This window comes from Arachnia propionica (genome assembly GCF_900637725.1).
GTDB classification, from domain to species: domain Bacteria; phylum Actinomycetota; class Actinomycetes; order Propionibacteriales; family Propionibacteriaceae; genus Arachnia; species Arachnia propionica.
The window spans coordinates 2,515,901-2,535,842 of record NZ_LR134406.1 but is presented as its reverse complement, the minus strand read 5'-3'; the positions used below and the strand labels follow the sequence as shown (position 1 = coordinate 2,535,842).

General features: G+C 67.0%; 18 protein-coding genes and 1 tRNA gene. 11 read left to right on the top strand and 8 right to left on the bottom strand.

Going from position 1 to position 19,942, the window contains the following annotated elements:
- Positions 1-150: 150 nt before the first annotated feature.
- Entirely contained in the window at positions 151-1,002 is an 852-nt protein-coding gene (locus EL272_RS11375) for a DUF4132 domain-containing protein (RefSeq protein ID WP_014847355.1), read from the bottom strand.
- A 374-nt stretch (positions 1,003-1,376) separates the two neighbouring features.
- On the opposite strand from EL272_RS11375, the gene EL272_RS11370 reads away from it, so the two are divergent.
- The gene (locus EL272_RS11370; RefSeq protein ID WP_126409434.1) at positions 1,377-2,735 is read left to right on the top strand and encodes a proline-rich domain-containing protein; all 1,359 of its coding nucleotides are present in this window, start codon (positions 1,377-1,379) and stop codon (positions 2,733-2,735) included.
- 71 nt (positions 2,736-2,806) lie between these two features.
- Here the strand turns inward: EL272_RS11370 and EL272_RS11365 are convergent, their stop codons facing one another.
- Positions 2,807-3,844: a 2-oxoacid:ferredoxin oxidoreductase subunit beta gene (locus EL272_RS11365; RefSeq protein ID WP_061787936.1), complete on the bottom strand. Its 1,038-nt coding sequence runs from the start codon at positions 3,842-3,844 to the stop codon at positions 2,807-2,809.
- A complete protein-coding gene (locus tag EL272_RS11360) occupies positions 3,844-5,715 on the bottom strand; it encodes a 2-oxoacid:acceptor oxidoreductase subunit alpha (protein WP_082793872.1) in 1,872 nt (623 codons plus the stop codon). Before EL272_RS11360 ends, EL272_RS11365 begins: the two co-directional genes overlap by 1 nt.
- A 139-nt stretch (positions 5,716-5,854) precedes the next feature.
- On the opposite strand from EL272_RS11360, the gene EL272_RS15310 reads away from it, so the two are divergent.
- Complete coding sequence (locus tag EL272_RS15310; protein WP_157682476.1) at positions 5,855-5,995, top strand: hypothetical protein; 141 nt, start codon at positions 5,855-5,857, stop codon at positions 5,993-5,995.
- A complete protein-coding gene (mptB, locus tag EL272_RS11355) occupies positions 5,995-7,494 on the top strand; it encodes a polyprenol phosphomannose-dependent alpha 1,6 mannosyltransferase MptB (protein WP_061787934.1) in 1,500 nt (499 codons plus the stop codon). Before EL272_RS15310 ends, mptB begins: the two co-directional genes overlap by 1 nt.
- Here mptB and EL272_RS11350 read toward each other — a convergent pair.
- The gene (locus EL272_RS11350) at positions 7,470-8,378 is read right to left on the bottom strand and encodes an exodeoxyribonuclease III (RefSeq protein ID WP_041697736.1); all 909 of its coding nucleotides are present in this window, start codon (positions 8,376-8,378) and stop codon (positions 7,470-7,472) included. The two genes, mptB and EL272_RS11350, sit on opposite strands and share 25 nt — an antisense overlap.
- Positions 8,379-8,467: 89 nt before the next feature.
- Between EL272_RS11350 and EL272_RS11345 the strand changes: the two genes are divergently transcribed.
- The 3 genes from EL272_RS11345 to EL272_RS11335 are packed head-to-tail and all read left to right on the top strand — an operon-like array spanning position 8,468 to position 10,672.
- Entirely contained in the window at positions 8,468-9,367 is a 900-nt protein-coding gene (locus EL272_RS11345; protein WP_014847350.1) for a DUF808 domain-containing protein, read from the top strand.
- 9 nt (positions 9,368-9,376) lie between these two features.
- On the top strand, positions 9,377-9,997 hold the full coding sequence (locus EL272_RS11340) for a class I SAM-dependent methyltransferase (protein ID WP_061787933.1): 621 nt from the start codon (positions 9,377-9,379) through the stop codon (positions 9,995-9,997).
- Positions 9,998-10,048: 51 nt separating this feature from the next.
- Positions 10,049-10,672: a class I SAM-dependent methyltransferase gene (locus tag EL272_RS11335; protein ID WP_061787932.1), complete on the top strand. Its 624-nt coding sequence runs from the start codon at positions 10,049-10,051 to the stop codon at positions 10,670-10,672.
- Between the two features lie 63 nt (positions 10,673-10,735).
- On the opposite strand, the gene EL272_RS11330 is transcribed toward EL272_RS11335, so the two are convergent.
- Positions 10,736-11,227, bottom strand: a complete 492-nt coding sequence (locus tag EL272_RS11330) for a YajQ family cyclic di-GMP-binding protein (protein ID WP_014847347.1) — start codon at positions 11,225-11,227, stop codon at positions 10,736-10,738.
- A gap of 235 nt (positions 11,228-11,462) precedes the next feature.
- Here EL272_RS11330 and EL272_RS11325 point away from each other — a divergent pair.
- Positions 11,463-11,544: transfer RNA gene (locus EL272_RS11325), tRNA-Tyr, on the top strand.
- A gap of 37 nt (positions 11,545-11,581) precedes the next feature.
- Here EL272_RS11325 and EL272_RS11320 read toward each other — a convergent pair.
- Complete coding sequence (locus tag EL272_RS11320) at positions 11,582-12,085, bottom strand: GNAT family N-acetyltransferase (RefSeq protein WP_061787931.1); 504 nt, start codon at positions 12,083-12,085, stop codon at positions 11,582-11,584.
- Positions 12,086-12,115: 30 nt separating this feature from the next.
- On the opposite strand from EL272_RS11320, the gene deoD reads away from it, so the two are divergent.
- The gene (deoD, locus tag EL272_RS11315) at positions 12,116-12,838 is read left to right on the top strand and encodes a purine-nucleoside phosphorylase (RefSeq protein ID WP_061787930.1); all 723 of its coding nucleotides are present in this window, start codon (positions 12,116-12,118) and stop codon (positions 12,836-12,838) included.
- A gap of 354 nt (positions 12,839-13,192) precedes the next feature.
- On the opposite strand, the gene EL272_RS11310 is transcribed toward deoD, so the two are convergent.
- Positions 13,193-14,554, bottom strand: coding sequence for a glycoside-pentoside-hexuronide (GPH):cation symporter (locus EL272_RS11310; protein WP_061787929.1), 1,362 nt, complete (start codon positions 14,552-14,554; stop codon positions 13,193-13,195).
- A gap of 85 nt (positions 14,555-14,639) precedes the next feature.
- Between EL272_RS11310 and EL272_RS11305 the strand changes: the two genes are divergently transcribed.
- The 3 genes from EL272_RS11305 to EL272_RS11295 all read left to right on the top strand — a co-directional run bounded on the left by EL272_RS11305 (position 14,640) and on the right by EL272_RS11295 (position 18,758).
- Positions 14,640-15,458 (top strand): MerR family transcriptional regulator, encoded by an 819-nt coding sequence (locus EL272_RS11305; RefSeq protein WP_061787928.1) that lies wholly within the window; start codon positions 14,640-14,642, stop codon positions 15,456-15,458.
- 107 nt (positions 15,459-15,565) lie between these two features.
- The gene (locus EL272_RS11300; RefSeq protein ID WP_061787927.1) at positions 15,566-16,807 is read left to right on the top strand and encodes an ATP-binding protein; all 1,242 of its coding nucleotides are present in this window, start codon (positions 15,566-15,568) and stop codon (positions 16,805-16,807) included.
- Positions 16,808-16,970: 163 nt separating this feature from the next.
- Complete coding sequence (locus EL272_RS11295; protein WP_110644259.1) at positions 16,971-18,758, top strand: AMP-dependent synthetase/ligase; 1,788 nt, start codon at positions 16,971-16,973, stop codon at positions 18,756-18,758.
- A gap of 303 nt (positions 18,759-19,061) precedes the next feature.
- On the opposite strand, the gene EL272_RS11290 is transcribed toward EL272_RS11295, so the two are convergent.
- A complete protein-coding gene (locus tag EL272_RS11290; protein ID WP_061787924.1) occupies positions 19,062-19,940 on the bottom strand; it encodes an aminoglycoside phosphotransferase family protein in 879 nt (292 codons plus the stop codon).
- Between the last annotated feature and the right edge of the window lie 2 nt (positions 19,941-19,942).

Genomic DNA, 19,942 nt, shown 5'->3' with positions numbered 1-19,942 from the left:
TTCTCCAGGTCACGGATGCGGGCCGCCACCTGGAGCGTCGACCCGGCCGGGACCGGGCCGGGATGGATGTGGCGGTGGGAGTGGCGAGCGACGGAACCCCCGGCGGGGATGCGGCGACGCCGCCGGGCCCGGCGATGCGGGAATCGGGGATCACCGCTCGTCCTTGTCCGCCTTCACCTTGCGGCCAGCGAAGATGTGCGCAGCCATGCGCACCCCCTCCGAGTAGGCCAGCGGGCCGACCTCGGCGACGGGTACGATGCGGTCGTTGCGCACCCAGTGCAGGTCCCCCGTGACCGTTTCGCACTCCGGAGACTCCGCCCCGATCCAGTACCGGGCCATGATCGGTTCGCCATCCTCGAAGCACAGGCAGGTGGCGTAGCCACCCGACACCTTGAAACCTGCGGAGGAAGCGCGGCCAGCGGCGAAACGCAGCTGCTCGAACTCGCCCCCCGCGTACTGGGTGAGTTCGACGACCTCCGGGGCGATGCCATCGGGGCGGCGGTGCACCTCGCGGAACAGCTGGTCGAAACGCTGCTTGATGCCCAGTTCGACTGCGAACTCACGCAGGTCGTCGAGATCGGCCAGCAGCGCGGGGTGGGGGAGCAAAACCCGTTCGGCAGTGATGGTGACGGATTCACCGTCCAGATCGACCACGCCCAGGCCGCAGGGGTCGGCGGCACGGAGGAAACCCGCCACCTTGCCGTCGTCGGAGGCGACCACCAGGTCGGTGAGCCAGGAACGCCACGCCTCATCGGCCCATACCTCGGCCAGCACCGCCCGCGGTACCGGCAGGGAGCGCAGCAACCAGCGTTCCACCTCCGCACCGGCCTCGGCGTCGTGGGTGTGCAGGAAGGACAGGGCCGCGTCCAGGTCCTCCCACGCCGAGGTTTTCCTCGCGGCTGGCGGCACCGAGGCCAACTCCTTGCCCTTGCTGTTCCGTGCGACGATCACGCCGTCACGAATCGCCAGTTCATGTCCGGTGCCGGTTGGGATCCACTGCATGCGCCACAAGGTATCGGGTGCCTCTGACAAAACTCGGCCCGGGCCCGGCCGGGATCTTGTTTCGTCAGCCCGTGGGTTCGTTCGAGGCCGGTGATGGGGTTCCGCTGGGTGGTCACCGCGAAATCCTGTTCCGGGCCGCCGTGGTCACGGCGACCCTGTCTGGTCGGATGGATCCGTTCATGGCGGGTGGGGGCGACCGAACCGTTCGGAAATCCCGGGGCTGGATTTTCGAAAACCTTCTGCGAAGGGGGTCGCTCGTTGTAGCGTGTCGGGGTGGAGACGAGCAATGATCGGCGCACGAACCCGATTCGATGACGTATCGGTTCTTGCGAGCCGAATGAACCGCTCCGCAAGCAGGTGAGGAAGGAAACACGATGTCAACACCGAATGGGCCGGGAACCCCCAACCAGCCCGGCGGAACCGGAGGACCCGCCCAGCAGCCGGGGGCACCGCAGTTCATTCCCCCGGGACAGGGGCAGCTCCAGGGACACCAAGGACCTCCCCAGGGGCATCCGGGAAACATGAACATGCCGCCGCAGGGACCAGCCACACAGGGGCGGTCCGGGCCGCCGCAGGCCCCGCAGGGACCGCCGGTGACACAGGGACCGCCGGTGATGCAGGGACCGCCGGTGGCGCAGGGGCAATCGGTACCTCCCCCATATGGGGCGGGCTACACCCAGCAGGGGGCGGGGCAGTCCCCGAAGAACTCGAAAACCGGTCTGTGGGTCGGGATCGGGGCCGTCGCCGTGGTGGTGGTCGTGGCGCTGGCGCTGGTGCTCTCGGGCGTCTTTTCCGGCGGTTCCGGTGGTGGAGCCGCCGGTGGGGCGGGGGGATCCGGGAAATCGGCGGATCCCAAGGAAACCGCCAAGACCATCGCCACGAACTACCTCACCGCGATCTCCGAGGGGCGCGCTACCGACGCCAAGAAACTCCTGTATTCCATTTCGGACGATGATTCACTGCTCACCGATGAGGTGCTGAAGGATTCGCTGACCCGGGCCCCGATCACCGACATCAACGTCGGTGAACCCACCGGGGAGTACAGCAGTTTCGATGTTTCCGTCACCTACAAGGTGGGCGACGAATTGGCCAGCGACGAGTACAAGGTGAGCACCGGAAGCGGAAAAATACTCACGTCGCTTCCCAGCCTGAGGCTCTATTCCCTCAAGGGGGTCGACATCACCGTGAACGGCGTGAAGGCGAAGAGCGGTGAGAGCAGCCATGCGGTGTTCCCGGGAAGCTATGTCGTCGCCTCCGCCAACAAGTACCTCGAGGTCGACGGGAACACCACCGTCGTCGTCACCAGCGGGAAAGACCACACCTCATCGTCGGATCTCAAGCTCAAGGTGAGCCAGGCGGGCATCGACCTGTTCCGTGAGAAAGTCGTTGCCGAGGCAAAGGCGTGCCTGGCCTCCAAGGCCCTCGACCCGGGGTGCAACATCGCAATCAGCGCCACCACCCAGAACGGGGGAACCGTCGCCGAGGGCAGCGTCACACGCACCCAGAACTCCGAGAACGCCGCCAAGCTGGAAAACGCCGTTCCCAAACCCGGCACCTCGGTGCCCACCATCATCTCGGCCCGGGATCTCGGCGAGATTCAGGTCACCGCCACCTGCACCGATTCGAGAGGATCGGGTCCCTGCAAACTCCTGTCCGGCAAGGGGGCAAGGTTCCCGACGGCATCGCTCAACGTTGCCGAGGAAAACCCGAAGGTGACGTGGGAGGAGAGATAGGAGAAATCCCATCAGAATCGTGGCCCGGCAACCCGGAAAGGAATGCCGGGCCACGCCCTTTCAATGGGTTTTCAGGCGATTTCCCAGAAGGTCTTTCCCGACATGGCGGCCTGCAGTGCGTCGTGCGGATTTTCCGCGCGGGCCTCGGCCACCTGCGCGCGCAGCAGGTCGTCGTAGGCGGGACGCTCCACCTGCCGGAAGATCCCGACCGGGGCGCGGTGCATCACGCCGTGGTCGGTGAGCTGCGCCAGGGCGAAGGCCTGCGACGGGTCCCGTCGTCCCGCGTCGTGGACGACGATCCTCTCCGGGGCGGCGGTGGCGGTTTCGGTGACCCGCAGTCCCCCGTCGGGTTCCCGGACCACGCAGAACTGCTCCTCGGTGCCGAAAACCACGGGTTCGCCGTCGCGGAGCCGGATCAGTGCGTTCGCCGACTCCGGGCCCTTCAGGGCGTCGAAGGCCTCGTCGTTGAAGATCGGGCAGTTCTGGTAGATCTCGATCAGGGCGGCGCCGCGATGCCGGGCCGCCGCGTTCATGACCTCCGTCAGCTGCGCGCGATCGGAGTCGACGGCGCGCGCCACGAACGACGCCTCCGCGCCGAGCGCCAACGCCACCGGGTTGAACGGCACGTCCAAGGAGCCGTAGGGCGTGGACTTGGTCAGTTTGCCCTGCTCCGAGGTGGGGGAGTACTGCCCTTTCGTCAGTCCGTAGATGCGGTTGTTGAACAGCAGGATGTTGATGTTCACGTTGCGCCGCAGCGCGTGAATGAGATGGTTGCCGCCGATCGAAAGCGCATCACCGTCGCCCGTGATCACCCACACGTTGAGGTCCTCGCGGGCCGCCGCTACCCCGGTGGCGATGGCGGTGGCACGGCCGTGGATGGAATGCATCCCGTAGCAGTCCACGTAGTAGGGAAACCGCGACGAGCACCCGATGCCGGAGACCACGACGGTGTTCTCCCGGGCGATGCCGAGGTCGGCCATCATGGCCTGGAAGGTGGACAGGATCACGTAGTCGCCGCAGCCGGGACACCAACGCACCTCCTGGTCGCTGGTGTAGTCCTTCCGGGTCTGCGGTGCCTGCGCGAGGGGAATCCCGGCGAGCCCGTGCATCACTCCACCTCCAGCGAGTCGATCTCGGCGGTCAGGTCGGCCTCCAGCTCACCCACCGAGATGGGCAGCCCCCGCACCCGTGAATAACTCTGGACGTCCACCAGGTATCGGGCGCGCAGCAGGAAGGCCAGCTGCCCCAGGTTCATCTCGGGCACCAGCACCCTGTCGTAGCCGCGCAGCACCTCCCCCAGGTTGGCGGGCATCGGGTTGAGGTGACGCAGGTGCGCCGTCGCCACCTCGCGGCCACCCAGCCGCACCCGGCGCGCGGCGGCCGTGATGGGCCCGTAGGTGGAACCCCACCCCAGCACCAGCAGCCGGGCCCGTCCCGAGGGGTCGTGGACCTCGACGTCGGGGATGTCGCGGACGATGCCGTCGATCTTCGCCTGCCTGGTGCGCACCATCAGGTCGTGATTGTCAGGAACGTAGGAGATCGCCCCCGTGGCGGAGTTCTTCTCCAACCCTCCGATGCGGTGCTCCAGCCCCGGGGTGCCGGGCACCGCGAAGGCGCGCGCCAGGTTCTCGTCGCGCAGATACGGATGGAAAACGGGTTTCCCCTTCGGATCGGTCGCGTTCGGTTCGGTGGCGTAACCGGGGACGATCGGGTTGATGTCGTCGAGATCCGGGATCCGCCACGGCTCCGCCCCGTTGCCCAGGTAGCCGTCGGTGAGCACGATCACCGGGGTGCGGTACTTCACCGCGATCCGGCAGGCCTCGACGGCGATGGCGAAACAGTCCGCGGGGGAGCGGGCCGCCAGCACCGCCACCGGCGATTCACCGTTGCGACCCATGACCGCCTGGAACAGGTCGGCCTGCTCGGTTTTGGTAGGCATGCCCGTCGACGGCCCAGCGCGCTGCACGTCGACGATCACCAGGGGCAGTTCGGTCATCACACCCAGGCCGACGGCCTCCATCTTCAGGGCCATGCCGGGACCCGATGTGGTGGTCACCCCGAGCAGGCCCGCGTAGGAGGCGCCCAGCGCGGAACAGATGCCCGCGATCTCGTCCTCCGCCTGCACCGTGACCACGCCGACGTCCTTGCGGCGGCTCAGTTCGTGGAGGATGTCGGAGGCGGGGGTGATCGGGTAGGACCCCAGGAACAGCTGCATCCCGGCGCGGTCGGCGCCCGCCATCAAACCGTAAGCGGTGGCGAGGTTCCCGGTGATCTGGCGGTAGCGGCCGGGTTTCATGGGGGCAGAGGCCACGTGGTAGCGGTGCTCGAAGACCTCGGTGGTCTCCCCGTAGGCGTGCCCAGCCCGGAAGGCCGCCAGGTTCGCGTCGCGGATCTCGGGTTTTGACGCGAACTTGGTCTTCAGGAAGTCGATGGTCCCGGAGGTGTCGCGGGAGTACAACCAGCACAACAGCCCCAGGGCGAACATGTTCTTCGTGCGGCCCGCGTCCTTGCGGCCCAGCCCGAAGGGTTTCGCCGCTGCTGTCGCCATGCCCGTCAGGTCCAGGGAATGAACCTTCCAGTCGGCCAGGGAACCGTCGGTCAGCGGATTCGCGTCCCATCCGACCTTCGCCAGGTTGCGTTTCGTGAAATCGCCCTCGTCGACGATGATCACCCCGCCCTTGGGCAGATCGCCGAGGTTGGCCTTCAGCGCAGCCGGGTTCATGGCCACCAGCACGTCGGGCCGGTCGCCGGGGGTGACGATGTCGTAGTCGGCGAAGTGCACCTGGAAGGAGGAAACCCCGGGGAGGGTGCCCTGCGGGGCGCGGATCTCCGCGGGATAGTTGGGCAGGGTGGCGATGTCGTTGCCGAGCGAGGCCGATTCGGCAGTGAAACGATCCCCCGTCAACTGCATTCCGTCGCCGGAATCCCCGGCGAATCGGATCACCACCCGATCCAGCGACCGCGTCTCAGCCACGAACAACCCTCTCAGTCTCAAAGCTCCGGGCAAGTGTATAGCGGCACATCCTGTTGCTTCTCAGCCCGAACGGAACCAACCCGTACGGGCGGGGCTCCGGGAACGAGGAACCCTCTTGATGTCGCCGCCCCGTAGTATGCCTTCCATGACCCGGACGAACGACTTCCCTCGTGAATCGCCGGTGCGTCCCCTCGACGCGCCGCGCGGGAGGAGCGTGACATCCCGCGCACCGGGCATCCGCGCTGATCGTCTCGCCCACCGGACGCGGCAGCGGGAGAAGCGTTGATGCCGGTGGTGCTGGCCGCGGCGTCACGAGGGTTGAAGGCGTTCAGGGACGCCTTCAGTGCGCGTGCGGTGCTGGTGGGTTGTCTGGGTTCGGTGCTGCTGGTGCTGGGATCGCTGACCCCCGCATACCTGCCGCGGGTCTCCCCCCTGACCCGGGCGATGGCGTCGTACGGACTGGCCGGCGTCGAGTGGACGTGGATCGGCACCGTCATCACCATGGCCGGGCTGGCCCTGATGCTCGAGTTCTGGCTGAGGGTGCGTCCCGCGCGGCGGGAGTCGCGGGGGCAGCCGCAGCTGCGCCACTGGGCGATGCTCGCGATCGTCGCCGCCCCCATGCTGGTCGCCCCGCCGATCTTCAGCCACGACGCCTACTCCTACGCGGCCCAGGGGTGGCTGCTGAACAACAACCTCAACCCCTACCTGGTGGGTCCCGGGATCCTGCCCGGACAGTTCGCCGACCAGGTTGCCTGGGTGTGGCGCGACACACCCGCCCCCTACGGACCCCTGGCGCTCAGGATGAACCACTGGCTGATAGTGCTGGTCGGGTTCGATCCCTACTGGTCGACGGTGATCATGCGGCTGCCCGCGCTGATCGGTGTGGGGATGATCGGCTGGTGCGTGCCGCGGATCGCGGGACGCTTCGGCATCAACCCGGCCGCTGCCAGCTGGTTCGTCCTGGCCAATCCCATCGTCATCATCGACTTCGTGGGTGGTGCACACAACGACGCCCTCATGATGGGGCTGGCGATGATGGGGATCTGGATCACCACCAAGTGGCGCACCTGGTGGTGGGGGGCGGTCGCGGTCGGGATGGGGGCGGCCATCAAACAACCCGCGGTCTTCGTCGCGGTGGCCCTGCCGTTCATCACCCACCCCTGGACGTCGTGGAGACTGCGTCCCCTGGCCGCCGCAGCGGCCCGGGCCCTGGCGTCGCTGGCGATCTCGGTGGCGGTGTTCGCGCTGCTGAGTGTCGTGACCGGGCTCGGATTCGGATGGGTGAACGCGGTCGACGTTCCCGGCAAGGTGACCAGCGCCTCACCGTTCAACCTGCTGGGGGAGGCCGTCGAGTACCTCCTGAACCAGGTGGGCATCGACCAGGGTGGCAAGATGGCCGTGACCGTGATGCGTTCCCTCGGGCTCCTGGTGTGCGCCATCGGGATCGTGTGGCTGGCCCTTAGGCACCTCGGACGCCGCCCCCTCAACTTCACCGGGTGGGGACTGCTGCTGTCGGCGTTCACCCTCCCGGCCCTCCACTCATGGTACCTGCTGTGGGGCGGGGTGTTGTTCCCAATGACCCGTCCCAACACCCGCCGGCTCCGGATCGCCATCATCATTTCCGCGGTCCTGCTGGCCTACGAGGCCATGGTCTTCGCGGTCCGCAACGGCACCTGGCTGGTCGCGTTGCTGCTGATCTGGGCGGTCTGGGAGTCCGTGAAGGCCCACGAACTCACCCAGAGATGGGACGCCAAGGCCCCTCAGGAGAGCCTGGCCGCGTCGTAGTCCACGGCGACCGGGCAGTGGTCGCTGACCCGGGAATCGTAGTCGGCCTCGCGCAGCGATTCGGCCCTGACCGCCGCCCGCGCCAGCTTCGGCGTCGCCAGGTGGTAGTCGATGCGCCAGCCCGCGTCGTTCGCGAACGCCTGGCCCCGCCACGACCACCACGAGTAGGGGCCGTCCTGGTCCGGGTGCATGGAACGCACCACGTCGACCAGCCTGCGGGGACCGAGCTGGGCGGTGAACCAGTCGCGTTCCTCGGGCAGGAAACCGTCGGTGCGCTGGTTGGAACGCCAGTTCTTGAGGTCATACCGGGTGTTGGCGATGTTGAAATCCCCGACTATCACGTACTCGCGCCCGGCCTGCGCCGCTGACCTGCGGGCCTGGGTCAGGTGACGTGCCAGACCCGAGAGGAACTTCATCTTCCGTTCGTACTTCGGGGTGTCGGCCTCCTCGGGTTTCCGGGCGTGGTGTTCCGGGACGGCGCCCTTGGGCAGGTAGAGGGAGGCGACGCGGATGGGCAGCCCGGCCAGGTCCACCTCCACGTAGCGGCCCTCACCGGCGAAGGCCGCCAGGTCGCGGTTGCCCACCCGTTCCACCTCCGACTCGGTGGGTGTGCCGTCAGGCGCGACGATCACCGCGGTGCCGTCGAGGGTGGCGATCCGCTCCGGCGCGTCACTGGTCAGGACCGCCACGCCGTTGCGACCCGCCAGCTCGCCGATGGACCAGGCGACGTGATGCCCGGTGAAGGCGCCGGCGGGCAGGTCCCTGAGGCGGCAGCGCACCTCCTGCAGACACAGGATGTCGGCCTCCTCGCGTCGCCACAACTCGTGCAGGCCCCGGCGCAGGGCGGCGCGGATGCCGTTGACGTTGTGGGAGATCAGACGCAGGTTGCTCATGGCGTCGCATGCTAATGCCGGCGGGCATGGATGGCTGGGATGCTACCTTCTTTGGCGACCCGAAAAGTTGGAGGAAACACATGGCCGGAGGCCTGGCCGCGCTGCTGGACGACGTGGCGATGATCGCGAAACTGACCAGCGCAACCAGCACCAAGGCAATGGCGGTCGTGATCGACGACGCCGCCGTCACCCCCCGCTACGTCACAGGCCTGAGCCCGGCCCGGGAGCTGCCGATCATCTGGCGGATCGCAAAAGGATCGCTGCGGAACAAGGCGATCATCCTGGTGGTGGCGCTGGCCCTGAGCCAGTTCATTCCCTGGATCCTGACCCCGATCCTGATGCTCGGCGGCACCTATCTGTGTTTCGAGGGCGCCGAGAAGGTCTGGGAGGCCGTCTCCGGGCACCACGGCGAGGAAGAACCGGCCGCGGATCGCGGCGAGAAGGATGAGAACACCTTGGTCGGCGGCGCCATCACCACCGACTTCATCCTGTCCGCGGAGATCATGGTGATCTCCCTGAACTCCCTCGCCGAGGAGGGTTTCTGGCGCCGCGCGATCACGTTGACGCTGGTCGGGATCCTGATCACGGCGCTGGTCTACGGTGTGGTGGCGCTGATCGTGAAGATGGACGACGTGGGCCTGAAACTGAAGGAGGGCAAGGGGGCGGGCCGTGCGCTCGGTGGCCTCCTGGTGGCCGCCATGCCGAAGCTGCTGGCCGCACTGTCCGTGATCGGGATCGCCGCCATGCTGTGGGTGGGCGGGCACATCCTCCTCGACGGCGCCGCCAAGCTCGGCTGGGGTGCGCCCCTGGGGCTGGTCCACGGCCTGGCCCACGCCACCGCGTCGGTGCCGGTGGCCGGCGAGACCCTGGAATGGGTGGTGGAGACCGCCTGCTCCGCGGTGCTCGGCCTCGCGGTCGGAGCGGTGATCGTCGCGGTTGTCCACCTGATCCCGAAGCGGGCCGCCGAACCCGCCCGGTAGGCTCAGGCCATGGGCGAAGATTTTGACGAACGGGCCGCCACCTGGGACGACGACCTGGAGCGGATGGCCAGGGTCCGCAGGGTCGCTGCCGTGGTGCGTTCGGTGGTGCCCCTCGACGGGCATCCGGTGACCGTCGAACTGGGCTCCGGGACGGGCATGCTGGCCCGCTGCCTGCACGACGTGCTCGGGCCCACCACCCTGCTGGACGCTTCCCCGGCGATGGTCGAGGTCGCGTCGAAGGCCTTGGCATCCGAGGGGCTGGGGGACTGGAGCGCCGCTGTGGCCGACCTGTCCGAGGGGATCCCGGGCGGACCCTACGAGCTGGCGCTGGCGCAGATGTTCCTCCACCACGTCGAAGACGTGCCGGCCCTGCTGAGGGCGCTGCGCCGGGCGATGACCCCGGGCGGTGTGGTGGTGATCGCCGACCTCGACCACGACGCGGCGAAGCGTTACCACGCCACGGCCGTCGATTTCCACGGTCATCACGGTTTCTGCCGCGACGAGCTGCGTGGCTGGCTGGAGCAGGCGGGATACCACGACATCTGCTTCCACGACGCCGGGGTGGTCGGCAAGGAGGTCGACGGCGAGCGCCAGGACTTTCCGATGTTCCTGGCGGTCGCGAAGGTCTGATGGACCAGAAGGCCGTGGCACGGCTTTCGCAACAGAGCATAGGCTCGGGGCATGGCTGAGAACTTCGACTCGCGGGCCGCGTCCTGGGACGACGACCCGGCGCGACTGTCCCGGGCCCGTCAGGTGGCGGAGACGATCAAGGCGAACCTGCCACTGACCGGGCGGCCGATCACCGTGGAGCTCGGTGCCGGGACGGGGTTGCTGTCGCGTTGCCTGGCCGACGTGCTCGGGCCCACCACCCTGCTGGACTCCTCGCCCGCGATGGTCGAGGCCGCGTCGAAGGCCCTGGCGGCAGCTGGATTGAAGGACTGGAATGCCGCTGTGGCCGACCTGTCCGAGGGGATCCCGGGTGGACCCTACGAGCTGGTGCTGGCGCAATTGTTCCTCCACCACGTCGACGACGTGCCGGCCCTGCTGAGGGCGCTGCGCCGCTTTGTGACTCCTGAGGGCGTGGTGGTGATCGCCGACCTCGACCACGACGCGGACGGCCTCTACCACTCGACGTCCGTCGATTTCCACGGCCACCACGGCTTCCGACGCGACGAACTGCGCGGCTGGCTGGAGGAGGCGGGATACCGCGACATCAGCTTCCACGACGCCGGGGTGGCCAACAAGAAGGTGGTCGGCGGCCAGCGCCTGGACTTCCCATTGTTCCTGGCGATCGCGAGACACTGACACCCGCAGGAACCATGAACGCCAGCGGCGCGACTTGGCGCCGTCGCTGGTGACCCCGCTGGTTCAGCGGTAGTTCACGAACTGGACGGCGAAGTCGTAGTCGGCCTCCTTGATGAGGCGCTGGACCTCCTGGAGGTGGTCGCGTGACTTCGAACTAACCCGCAGTTCGTCGCCCTGGATCTGCACCTTCACGCCCTTGGGGCCCTCGTCACGCACCAGCTTGGAGATTTTCTTTGCGTCCTCCTGCTTGATGCCCTGTTTGGTGGTGCAGGTGATCTTCCACTTCTTCCCGGAGATGCGGGGTTCGCCGGCGTCGAGGGCCTTCAATGAAACCCCGCGTTTGATCAGCTTCGACTGGAACACGTCCAGCACCGCCTTCGCGCGCTCCTCACCGCTCGACTCGATCTCGATGGCATCCCCGGACCAGCGGATGGAGGAGTCGGTGTTCTTGAAGTCGAAGCGTTGCGACACCTCCTTGGCGGCCTGGTTCAGCGCGTTGTCCACCTCTTGGCGATCAACTTTGCTGACGACGTCGAAAGAGCTGTCCGCTGCCATGGGTTCCTCCTCGGATCGTGGGCCACCCATTGTGCCAGCCCCACCCGGTCCTTCTCCCCGCCGCTCCGTCGCTCCACCGCTCGCGAGTTATGTCATTTGGGAGGAATGTGTGGGGTGCGCGGCACAAAACCCCTCATCACGGCCTCAAAACTTTTCATGGGAGCCCGCGGCCACCCCGGGTTGGACGTATCCGTCCGGCACTGATACTCTTTCCGTCGCTGGTCAGCCAGCGTTCGGCAGGTTGCCCGAGCGGCCAAAGGGAGCGGTCTGTAAAACCGTCGGCGTTGCCTACGTTGGTTCAAATCCAACACCTGCCACTGCCCCGGATCGGATGGATCCGGGGCCTGAACTTTCTCACGACCCGGTACCCGCCCCGCGACGATGGCAGCGGGCCTCGCCGCCACCCGGGATCCGATAGGATTCGGCGGCCACGAATCCGAGTCGCAGCGCCAAGCGTTCGGATCGGGTGTTCCCGACCGCGATCATCGCGGTGAGCGGCAGATGTGGGACACCCGAGAGTACCCTGCACGCCGCGTCGAATGCGATGCCCCGGCCCCAGTAACGCTTTCCGAGCCGGTATCCGAGCTCGACGGATCCCGTCGGCCCCCACTCCGCGTTCCAGTCGTGAAGGCCCGCGAAGCCGGCTACCCGGCCCTCGACGCACAACGTGTGGAAGCAGTAGCCCTTGGTGTGGAACAACTCGCGTTGGTGGTGCACGAAATCCTCGTAGTACGCGAGATCCCGCACCCGCCCATCCCCGATCCAACGCATCACCTCGGGGTCCCGGAAAAGCAGGTGCAGGGGTTCGGCGTCGGAGGGTTCGGGTGGTCTCAGCACCAAGTCGCCGGTGACATCCATCCGGTAATCGTACGTGGCTAGGCTCTTGTCATGTCTTCAACCCCACACTTCTCCCGTGAAATCGGTGAGATCGCCCCTCTGGTACTCATGCCCGGTGATCCGCGTCGCGCCGAACACATCGCCCGGAACCGGCTCGACGGCGCCCAGCTGGTCTCCGACGTCCGGGGCATCGGAACCTGGACCGGCACCCTCGACGGGGTTCCCGTCACCGTGACCGCCTCCGGGATGGGGGTTCCGTCGATGTCCATCTACGCCACCGAACTGTTTTCCCGCCACGGGGTGAGGCGCATCTGCCGAGTCGGCACCTGCGGGGCCTTCTCACCCAGGGTGCACGTCCGCGACGTCGTGATCGCCTCCGCCGCGCACACCGACTCCTCGGTGGCCACCGTTGCCGTGCCCGGGGTGACGTTGTCGCTGGCACCTACCTTCGACATGCTCGCCGCCGCCGTGGCGCAGGCGCGACGAGGCAGCGATCGGGCGGTTCACGTCGGTTCCGTTTTCACCAGCGACTACTTCTACCATCCCCGCACCGACATCACCCCGGAGCTGTCCAAGCTGGGCACCCTCGCGGTCGAGATGGAGGCCGCGGGTCTGTACGCGGCGGCCGCCCGCAACAACGCCGAGGCCCTGGCGGTGCTGACCGTCTCAGATCACATCCTCGACCACTCCGCCGACCTCACGGCCACCGAACGCGAAACCATGTTCGAAGACGCCCTCGAGATAGCGGTGGCCGCCCTGCTGGCCCGCGAGTAGAGCGTCGCAAGAAACCGGCTGAGCCGGCCTGCTCGCTCGGCGAACTGGGCGTGTCGAAACCTCTTGCGCGTGGTTGGGTGGCCGGGGTCGGGTCTGGTTACCGGGCGCGGGGTGGTTTCGACTCAGCCGTTCGCTGGCGCTCACGTGCTGGCTCAACCGGCTTCGGGGAGAAGGGCGCTCACGTGCTGGCTCAACCGGCTTCGGAGGAGAAAGGCGCTCGCGTGCTGGCTCAACCGGCTCGGAAATGGTGAAGCTGGTTTGAGCAGATCCTCACGAGTGTCAGCGATTGGGGTGTGTCGAAACCAGGGCGAGTGTGGTCGGGGAGATGGATTCGCCCCGGGGGAGGGGAAATCGTCAGGCGGAGGTTTCCCCGCCCTCCAGTTCGGCGAGGATCTCGGCGTAGCGTTTCTCGTCGAGCCGGTACCCGACGCGCAGGATCAGCCAGCTTGCCGCGATCAGCACCATGGGAATCAGCAGCATCACGGACTTGAACGCGGCGACGCCGGCGGCCGTCACGTCCTCGACCACCCGGGCGCCGCTGATCCCGGAGACCAGCAGCGCCAGGCCGACGAAACCGCTGCCGATGGCGTTCGAGGCCTTGTAGATGAACGGCTGCACCGCCAACGTCACCGACTCGTTGCGGCGCCCCAGCTTCCACTGCCCGTACTCGACGCAGTCGGCGATGAACATCAGCATCAGCAGCTGGATGAACGCCTGCCCGGTGAACAGCAGCACCCCCGCGACCGCCACCACAGTCAGCGACGAACCCGCGAACCAGAACACCACCAGCCCCACCAGGCACAGGAGGGTGGCCAGGGTGTGGATCTGGAAACGACGCAGGAACTTCCGAACCAGCGGGAAGAGCGCCAATCCGGCCAGCTGCGTCACCGCGAGGATGGCGGCGAACACCGAATAGGTCGCCTCGTCGCGGTAGACGTACTTGAAGTAGTAGATGCCGAGGCTCGTGACGGTCATGTAGCCGCCCATGAAACACAGCATCGCTCCCGCCGCCCACAGCAGCTGGTCGTTGCGGCCGATCACCCGCACCAGCTCCCAGAACGGGGTCTGCGAGGCGGCCACCGTCACCTGCTGCCTGGTGAACAGCAGCGTCAACGACTGGAAACCCAGCATCAGCACCACCAGCAGCGCCGCGAAGGCCAGCCACCCCAGCTGCTCGCTGCCGAGCAGTCCGCCGAGTGCCTTCGTCGCGGGCACCACCGCCACCACCACCGAGAACAACCCGAGGTTGGCGCAGATCCTGGCGATCACCCCGATGCGTTCCCGCTCCTTCAGGTCCTGGGAGAGGGCGGGCAGCATGCCCCAGAAGGAGATGTCGTTGATGGTGTAGGCCACCGACCACACCAGGTAGACCACGGTGAACCACACCAGGAAGGCCGCCCCCGAGATCCCGAGGTCCACGAAGATCCCCAGCGTGGCTGCCCCCCACAACACCGCACCCAGCGCGATCCACGGTTTGAACTTGCCGAACCGGGAGCGGGTGTTGTCGACGATGACACCCATGAAGGGATCGTTGAGGGCGTCGAAGATCCGCATCGCCACCAGAACCACCGTCACCACCGCCGTCGCCGACTGCGAGATGTGCAGCACCTCGGTGAGGTAGAACATCAGGTACATGCTGACCAGCGCGGCCGACATGTCGCGGCCGAGCGTGCCCAGCCCGAAACTCAGCCGATTGCGCCAGAGAGCCGGATTCATGGCGGAGAGTCTTGCAGGTTGCGAGGCCGGATGGGGAATCCGGCCCGGTTGACCCTGACACCGTGTCAGGTCCCACGATGGTGTCATGACCGAGACGAGACTGATCCGCATCGGGGAGTTCTCCACCCTCACCCGGCTGTCGGTGCGGATGCTGCGCTACTACGACGCCAACGGTGTCCTGAGCCCGGCCGCCACCGACGATTTCACCGGCCACCGGTTCTACGCATCCTCGCAGGTGCGCGACGCGACGCTGATCCGTCAGCTGCGCGACGTCGGGTTCTCCGTCTCCGCCATAGCCGCCCTGCTCCCGCAACGCGACGACCCGGAGGCGTTGGGTCGCGCGCTCGCCGTGCAGCGCGATCAACTCGTCGCCGATGCCGAGGCGGCCCGCCGCCGCATCGCCGAGATCGACCGACTCATCTCCCACACCACGAGGAGGGCCACCATGGCCGACATCACCATCACCACCCATCCTGCGCAGCTCGTCGCCGCCCTGCGCACGAAGATCGACGCCTACACCGACGAACACAAGGTGTGGGCGAAGCTCATGGAGGCGTTCGAGGCGCAGGACCTCACGTACACCGGTGAGCCCTGCGGGACCACCTTCCACGACCCCGAGTACCGCGAATCCGACATCGACATCGAGATCTGGGAGCCCGTTTCCCCCGGCGCCACCGCGTCCGAACCTCTCGTGGTCCGGGAGCTGCCGGAACAGCGGGTCGCGGTGGCGGCCTTCCGTGGCGGCTACGACCAGTTCGGCCCCGTCAACGAGGAACTCGCCGAGTACATCACCCGCTCCGGGCTGAAGATCACCGGTCCCATGTACAACCGCTACATCGTCGGCCCGGGCAAGACCGATGATCCGGCGCAGTACCTCACCGAGATCTGCATCCCGGTCGCCTGAGAACGGATTCTGCAAATCCACGTCCACAACGTCTGCAAACTGATGCCTAGAATGTCTGCAAATTGATGCCTAGGATGTCTGCGGAATCAAGGCCAGGGAGGTGGACGATGACCGGGGCGTATCTTCCACGCGTGATGGACGGCGCGATGAGGCGCGCGCTCGGGATCTCCGGAGCGGTGATGCTGGAGGGCGTGCGCGCCTGCGGGAAGACCCGAACCGCCCTGGAAGCGGCGGGATCGTCGGTGCTCATGGACGATCCCGCCGCGCGGGCGCTCAACGATCTCGCTCCGGGGCAGCTTCTCATCGGTGCCCGTCCCCGCCTGCTGGACGAATGGCAGATCATTCCTGAGGTCTGGGACCAGGTGCGGCGCGCCGTCGACCGGGAATCCGCCCCCGGGCAGTTCATCCTCACCGTATCGGCGACCCCGGCGGACGATCACACCCGGCACACGGGAGCCGGACGTTTCATGCGTCAGCGGATGCGAACCCTCTCCTGGTGGGAACACGACCCCGGGTTCGGTGCGGTCTCCCTGTCGGGGCTCTTCGAAGGTGAGCGGCCGGCTGGGGAACCGGATGCGCTGACCTTCGAGGAGGTTCTAGGCCGGCTTCTGCGCCCCGGTTTCCCGGCTTGGCGTGAGGCCCCGCCCGAGGACGCGACCCTGCTCCTGCGTGGGTATTTGGACGAGGTCATCCGCACCGATCTGTCGAGGCTCGGGGGGATCCGGAACTCACCCGCGGTGGTCGAGGCGCTGCTCACCGCCATCGCCGCGAGCAGCGCCTCCGCCGTCTCCTTCCAGACCCTGGCCCGGGATCTCGCGCCGATCGCACCGGACCTGTCGGCCGCGACCGTCAGCCGCTACGTGGACCTGCTGGCCCGGATTTTCGTCGTCGAGCGGCAACAACCCTGGGCGCCGAAGCTGCGCTCGCGGGCCAGGCTCCGGACCTCCCCGAAACTGCACCTGGCCGATCCCGCGCTGGCCGCGGTCGCCCTCCAGGCGCCACTGTCCTCGTTGCGACAGGACCCGGCGACCGCGGGCGCCCTGTTCGAGAGCGCGGTTCACCACGACCTGGCGGTGCTGGCGGTTGCTTTCGGGGGAAGGATCCAGCACTACCGGGATTCCAACGGGTATGAGATCGACGCCGTGGTGGTGCATCCCGACGGTCGCTGGGGTGCGGTCGAGGTCAAGCTGTCCGGGGCCCGGATCGCGAACGGGCACAGGGCCCTGACCTCCGCGCTGGAGCAGATCGACGGGGAACCGTCGTTCCGCCTGATCATCACCGGAACGGGCCCGGTCCTGACCCTGGACGATGGCACGGTCACGTGCGGGCTCCACCGGCTGTGCCCGTAGCCGGGTCCTGGTGCGGAAGTCATGCCCGGCTGCGGCGCGCCGGATCGGGCGATCCGACGTCCCGTCCGGCGCTTCCTCGCCCGGGCGACACTCTTTGCAGCAAGTCCTAGGGGACTTGCCGTCGCCATGACCCTCTATCCTTGGTCTCCGACCAGGAGGACCAATGATCCAGCACCTCGCCGTACAGATGCGCGCGGCCATCGCCGAGCATGCCGACCGTCCAGCCACCCGGATCCGGGTCGGCGACGACTGGTGCACCCACACCTTCCGCGAGTTCGGTGAGCGCATCGACGAGGCGGCGCAGGGGCTGCTGAACCGGGGAATCCGGCCGGGCGACCGCATCGGTTTGTTCGCGAACAACTGTCCCGAGTGGTCGGAGATAGACTTCGGCGCCGCCACCGTGAGGGCCATCCCGGTGCCCATCTACGCCACCTCCACCCCGGAACAGATCCGGCACATCGCTGCCGATTCCGGGCTGCGGATCCTGTTCGCAGGCGGGCGCAGCGAGTGCGAACGCGTCCTGGAGGTCGCCGATGACCTGCCCGAACTGGAGCACTTGGTGATTCTCGAACCCTGGGAGGGCATGCCGGAACGGGTCATCACCTACGACGACTTCCGGGCCGAACCCGAAACCCGGGCCCTGGAGGCCCGTCTCGCGGAGGCAGGCCCCGATGATCTGGCGTCGATCATCTACACCTCCGGTACCACCGGCGACCCGAAGGGGGTGATGCTCAGGCACTCCGCGATGATCGCCCAGAAAGAGGCGATCGAGGAAATGTTCCACTTCGGGCCGGAGGATCACTCGCTGTGTTTCCTACCCCTCTCGCACGCGCTGGAGCGGGCCTGGACCAGCATCATCCTGCTCAAGGGCTGCATGAACACCTACGTTCCCGACGCCCGCACCGTCGCCGATGCCTTGGTGCAGACGAAACCGACGCTGCTCGTGAGCGTCCCCAAGCTGTACGAGAAGGTGTTCGCGACCGCTCACGCGAAGGTCGCTGCCTCGGGGATCAAACGTGGCATCTTCAAGTGGGCGCTGCGGGTGGGGGCCCGCAACCAGCGGGCCTACCGCAAGGGAAGGCGACCTGCGTGGTTCTGGCGCGCCCAACTCGGCATGGCCGACCGGCTCGTCCTGTCCTCGATCCGCGTCGCCCTGGGCGGCAACAAGGCGGTCCTGGCCTGCGGTGGGGCGCCGCTGCGCAAGGAGATCGAGGAGTTCTTCTCGGCGGTCGGGATGCCCATCTACACCGGCTACGGGCTGACCGAGGCCTCGCCGCTGGTGACCTTCAACTCGCCGGGCGGGTTCAAGATCGGCACGGCGGGGCGGGTGCTCAAGGGCGGGCAGCTGCACATCGGCGAACACGGTGAGGTGCTGTTCCGCGGCCCGAACGTGATGGCCGGGTACTGGAACAACGAGGAGGCCACCGCGGCCGCCATCGACTCCGACGGCTGGCTGCACACCGGGGACGCCGGATATGTCGACGTCGACGGGTTCCTGGTCATCACCGACCGCATCAAGGACATCATCGTCACCCTCGGCGGCAAGAACGTCGCGCCGCAGCCCATCGAGGGCCTCATCCTCGCCGACCCACTGTTCGAGCACGCCGTCCTGCTCGGCGACAACCGGCCCTGCGTGACGCTGCTGGTCAAACCGTCGCTGCCGCACGTGGAGGAGCTCGGGAAACTGATGCAGTGGCCGGGTGAGGTGGCCGACTGGCTGAAGTCCAACGAACTGGCCGAGGAGTTGCGCCGACGGGTCACCGCCCTGACCGACAAACTCCCGAGCCAGGAGAAACCCCGCGCCACCGAGCTGATGGACGGCGACCTCACCACGGACAACGGCCTGCTCACCCCGACGTTGAAGGTGCGTCGCCGGCAGGTGGAGGAGCGTTTCAAGGAACTCATCGACGGCATGTACGAGGCACTGGAACGGCGTCGGCGCTCCAGTTGAGCCATCAGCCGGACGAGTTCTCGCCGGATGAGCTGGAGATCACCCCTCATGAAACAGGTTGAGTCCGCCGAAACGATCGCGAGTGCCGGGAACGTTCCGATCATCCCGCATGAAGCTGGTTGAGCCGGACCGCGACGAAGGAGCGGTCCGAGTCGAAACCACCTCGAGTCTGCTGCCATCGATGGTCTGTGTGAGTATGATGACTACAAGGTCCACGAGGTCTTTCACGGGTTTTCATGAACAGCTGCCCTCGAGTTCGCCTTGAATGAGAGTTCTGCGGCGGCCCATGCCCGTGAACAAGCCTCACAGATCCGCCGACATCGACCTGGCGATGTCCCAAGAAATCTCCGCCCGGGCCTCGTAGCCATTTTCTTGAAACCACATCGCGTCATCCACGCTGCGCACGAGAGACCACCAGCGCACGGTCATTGGCTCCAGCTCAGCCATTCCGGCGAACCGCTCCATCCGTTGCTGTACCATGGTGTTCGTTTCGTCACCGCCCCGGATTTCGCCCCAGCGGTTGCGCAGCAGCGGAACCACCTCATACGCGGGGTCGCCTTTCAGTGGCTTGGGGTCAATGGCGGCCCACGCATCCTTGCCACGCCCAAGGATATTGGCGTAATGGAAGTCGCCGTGCAGCAGCGAGGGTTCCGAAGGCATGACGGCCAGCTCTGCGCACACATCGACGGCAGAGGAGACGAGCTTCTCGGGGCACGGTTCGCCGAGCCGCCGCCACTCCTCAAGGAACTCCGTGCCCCACCGGGCAGCGATGTCACCGACGCTGCGAAACCCAGCGGGCGCAGGAACGCGCAGTTCGCGAAGAAGATCGGCGGCAGTGTCAAGCGCTTCCTGAATCGGGACGTCCAGAAGGACCCGCCGCTCATCCAGCCGCTCCAACAACATGGCGCCGGCCCCCTCGTCGGTGTGCAACACCGAGACCGCTCCATGACCGCCCCACGTGCGTAAAGCAACGGACTCGAGTCGGGTCTCGTCGTCGACCCAACTCACTTTCAGGGCACCGCGTTTCCCGTCCTTGCAATGAACAGGCAGAACCACAGCGCACATCCCGTACATCGGCGGTCCCTCCAGGCGAAGGTGCCACCTGTCGAGCAAATCTTCCAACGTATACGGCAAGGCCTCCAACCAGTCTCGGGCAGCCTCGCCCTCTCTGTGCAGGATCATGG

Excerpts from the sequence above, each read along its gene's own strand:
- EL272_RS11375 (WP_014847355.1), bottom strand. The coding sequence starts at position 1,002 with ATGCAGTGGATCCCAACCGGCACCGGACATGAACTGGCGATTCGTGAC.
- EL272_RS11370 (WP_126409434.1), top strand. The coding sequence starts at position 1,377 with ATGTCAACACCGAATGGGCCGGGAACCCCCAACCAGCCCGGCGGAACC.
- EL272_RS11365 (WP_061787936.1), bottom strand. The coding sequence starts at position 3,844 with ATGCACGGGCTCGCCGGGATTCCCCTCGCGCAGGCACCGCAGACCCGG.
- EL272_RS15310 (WP_157682476.1), top strand. The coding sequence starts at position 5,855 with ATGACCCGGACGAACGACTTCCCTCGTGAATCGCCGGTGCGTCCCCTC.
- mptB (WP_061787934.1), top strand. The coding sequence starts at position 5,995 with ATGCCGGTGGTGCTGGCCGCGGCGTCACGAGGGTTGAAGGCGTTCAGG.
- EL272_RS11345 (WP_014847350.1), top strand. The coding sequence starts at position 8,468 with ATGGCCGGAGGCCTGGCCGCGCTGCTGGACGACGTGGCGATGATCGCG.
- EL272_RS11340 (WP_061787933.1), top strand. The coding sequence starts at position 9,377 with ATGGGCGAAGATTTTGACGAACGGGCCGCCACCTGGGACGACGACCTG.
- EL272_RS11335 (WP_061787932.1), top strand. The coding sequence starts at position 10,049 with ATGGCTGAGAACTTCGACTCGCGGGCCGCGTCCTGGGACGACGACCCG.
- EL272_RS11330 (WP_014847347.1), bottom strand. The coding sequence starts at position 11,227 with ATGGCAGCGGACAGCTCTTTCGACGTCGTCAGCAAAGTTGATCGCCAA.
- EL272_RS11320 (WP_061787931.1), bottom strand. The coding sequence starts at position 12,085 with ATGGATGTCACCGGCGACTTGGTGCTGAGACCACCCGAACCCTCCGAC.
- deoD (WP_061787930.1), top strand. The coding sequence starts at position 12,116 with ATGTCTTCAACCCCACACTTCTCCCGTGAAATCGGTGAGATCGCCCCT.
- EL272_RS11310 (WP_061787929.1), bottom strand. The coding sequence starts at position 14,554 with ATGAATCCGGCTCTCTGGCGCAATCGGCTGAGTTTCGGGCTGGGCACG.
- EL272_RS11305 (WP_061787928.1), top strand. The coding sequence starts at position 14,640 with ATGACCGAGACGAGACTGATCCGCATCGGGGAGTTCTCCACCCTCACC.
- EL272_RS11300 (WP_061787927.1), top strand. The coding sequence starts at position 15,566 with ATGACCGGGGCGTATCTTCCACGCGTGATGGACGGCGCGATGAGGCGC.
- EL272_RS11295 (WP_110644259.1), top strand. The coding sequence starts at position 16,971 with ATGATCCAGCACCTCGCCGTACAGATGCGCGCGGCCATCGCCGAGCAT.
- EL272_RS11290 (WP_061787924.1), bottom strand. The coding sequence starts at position 19,940 with ATGATCCTGCACAGAGAGGGCGAGGCTGCCCGAGACTGGTTGGAGGCC.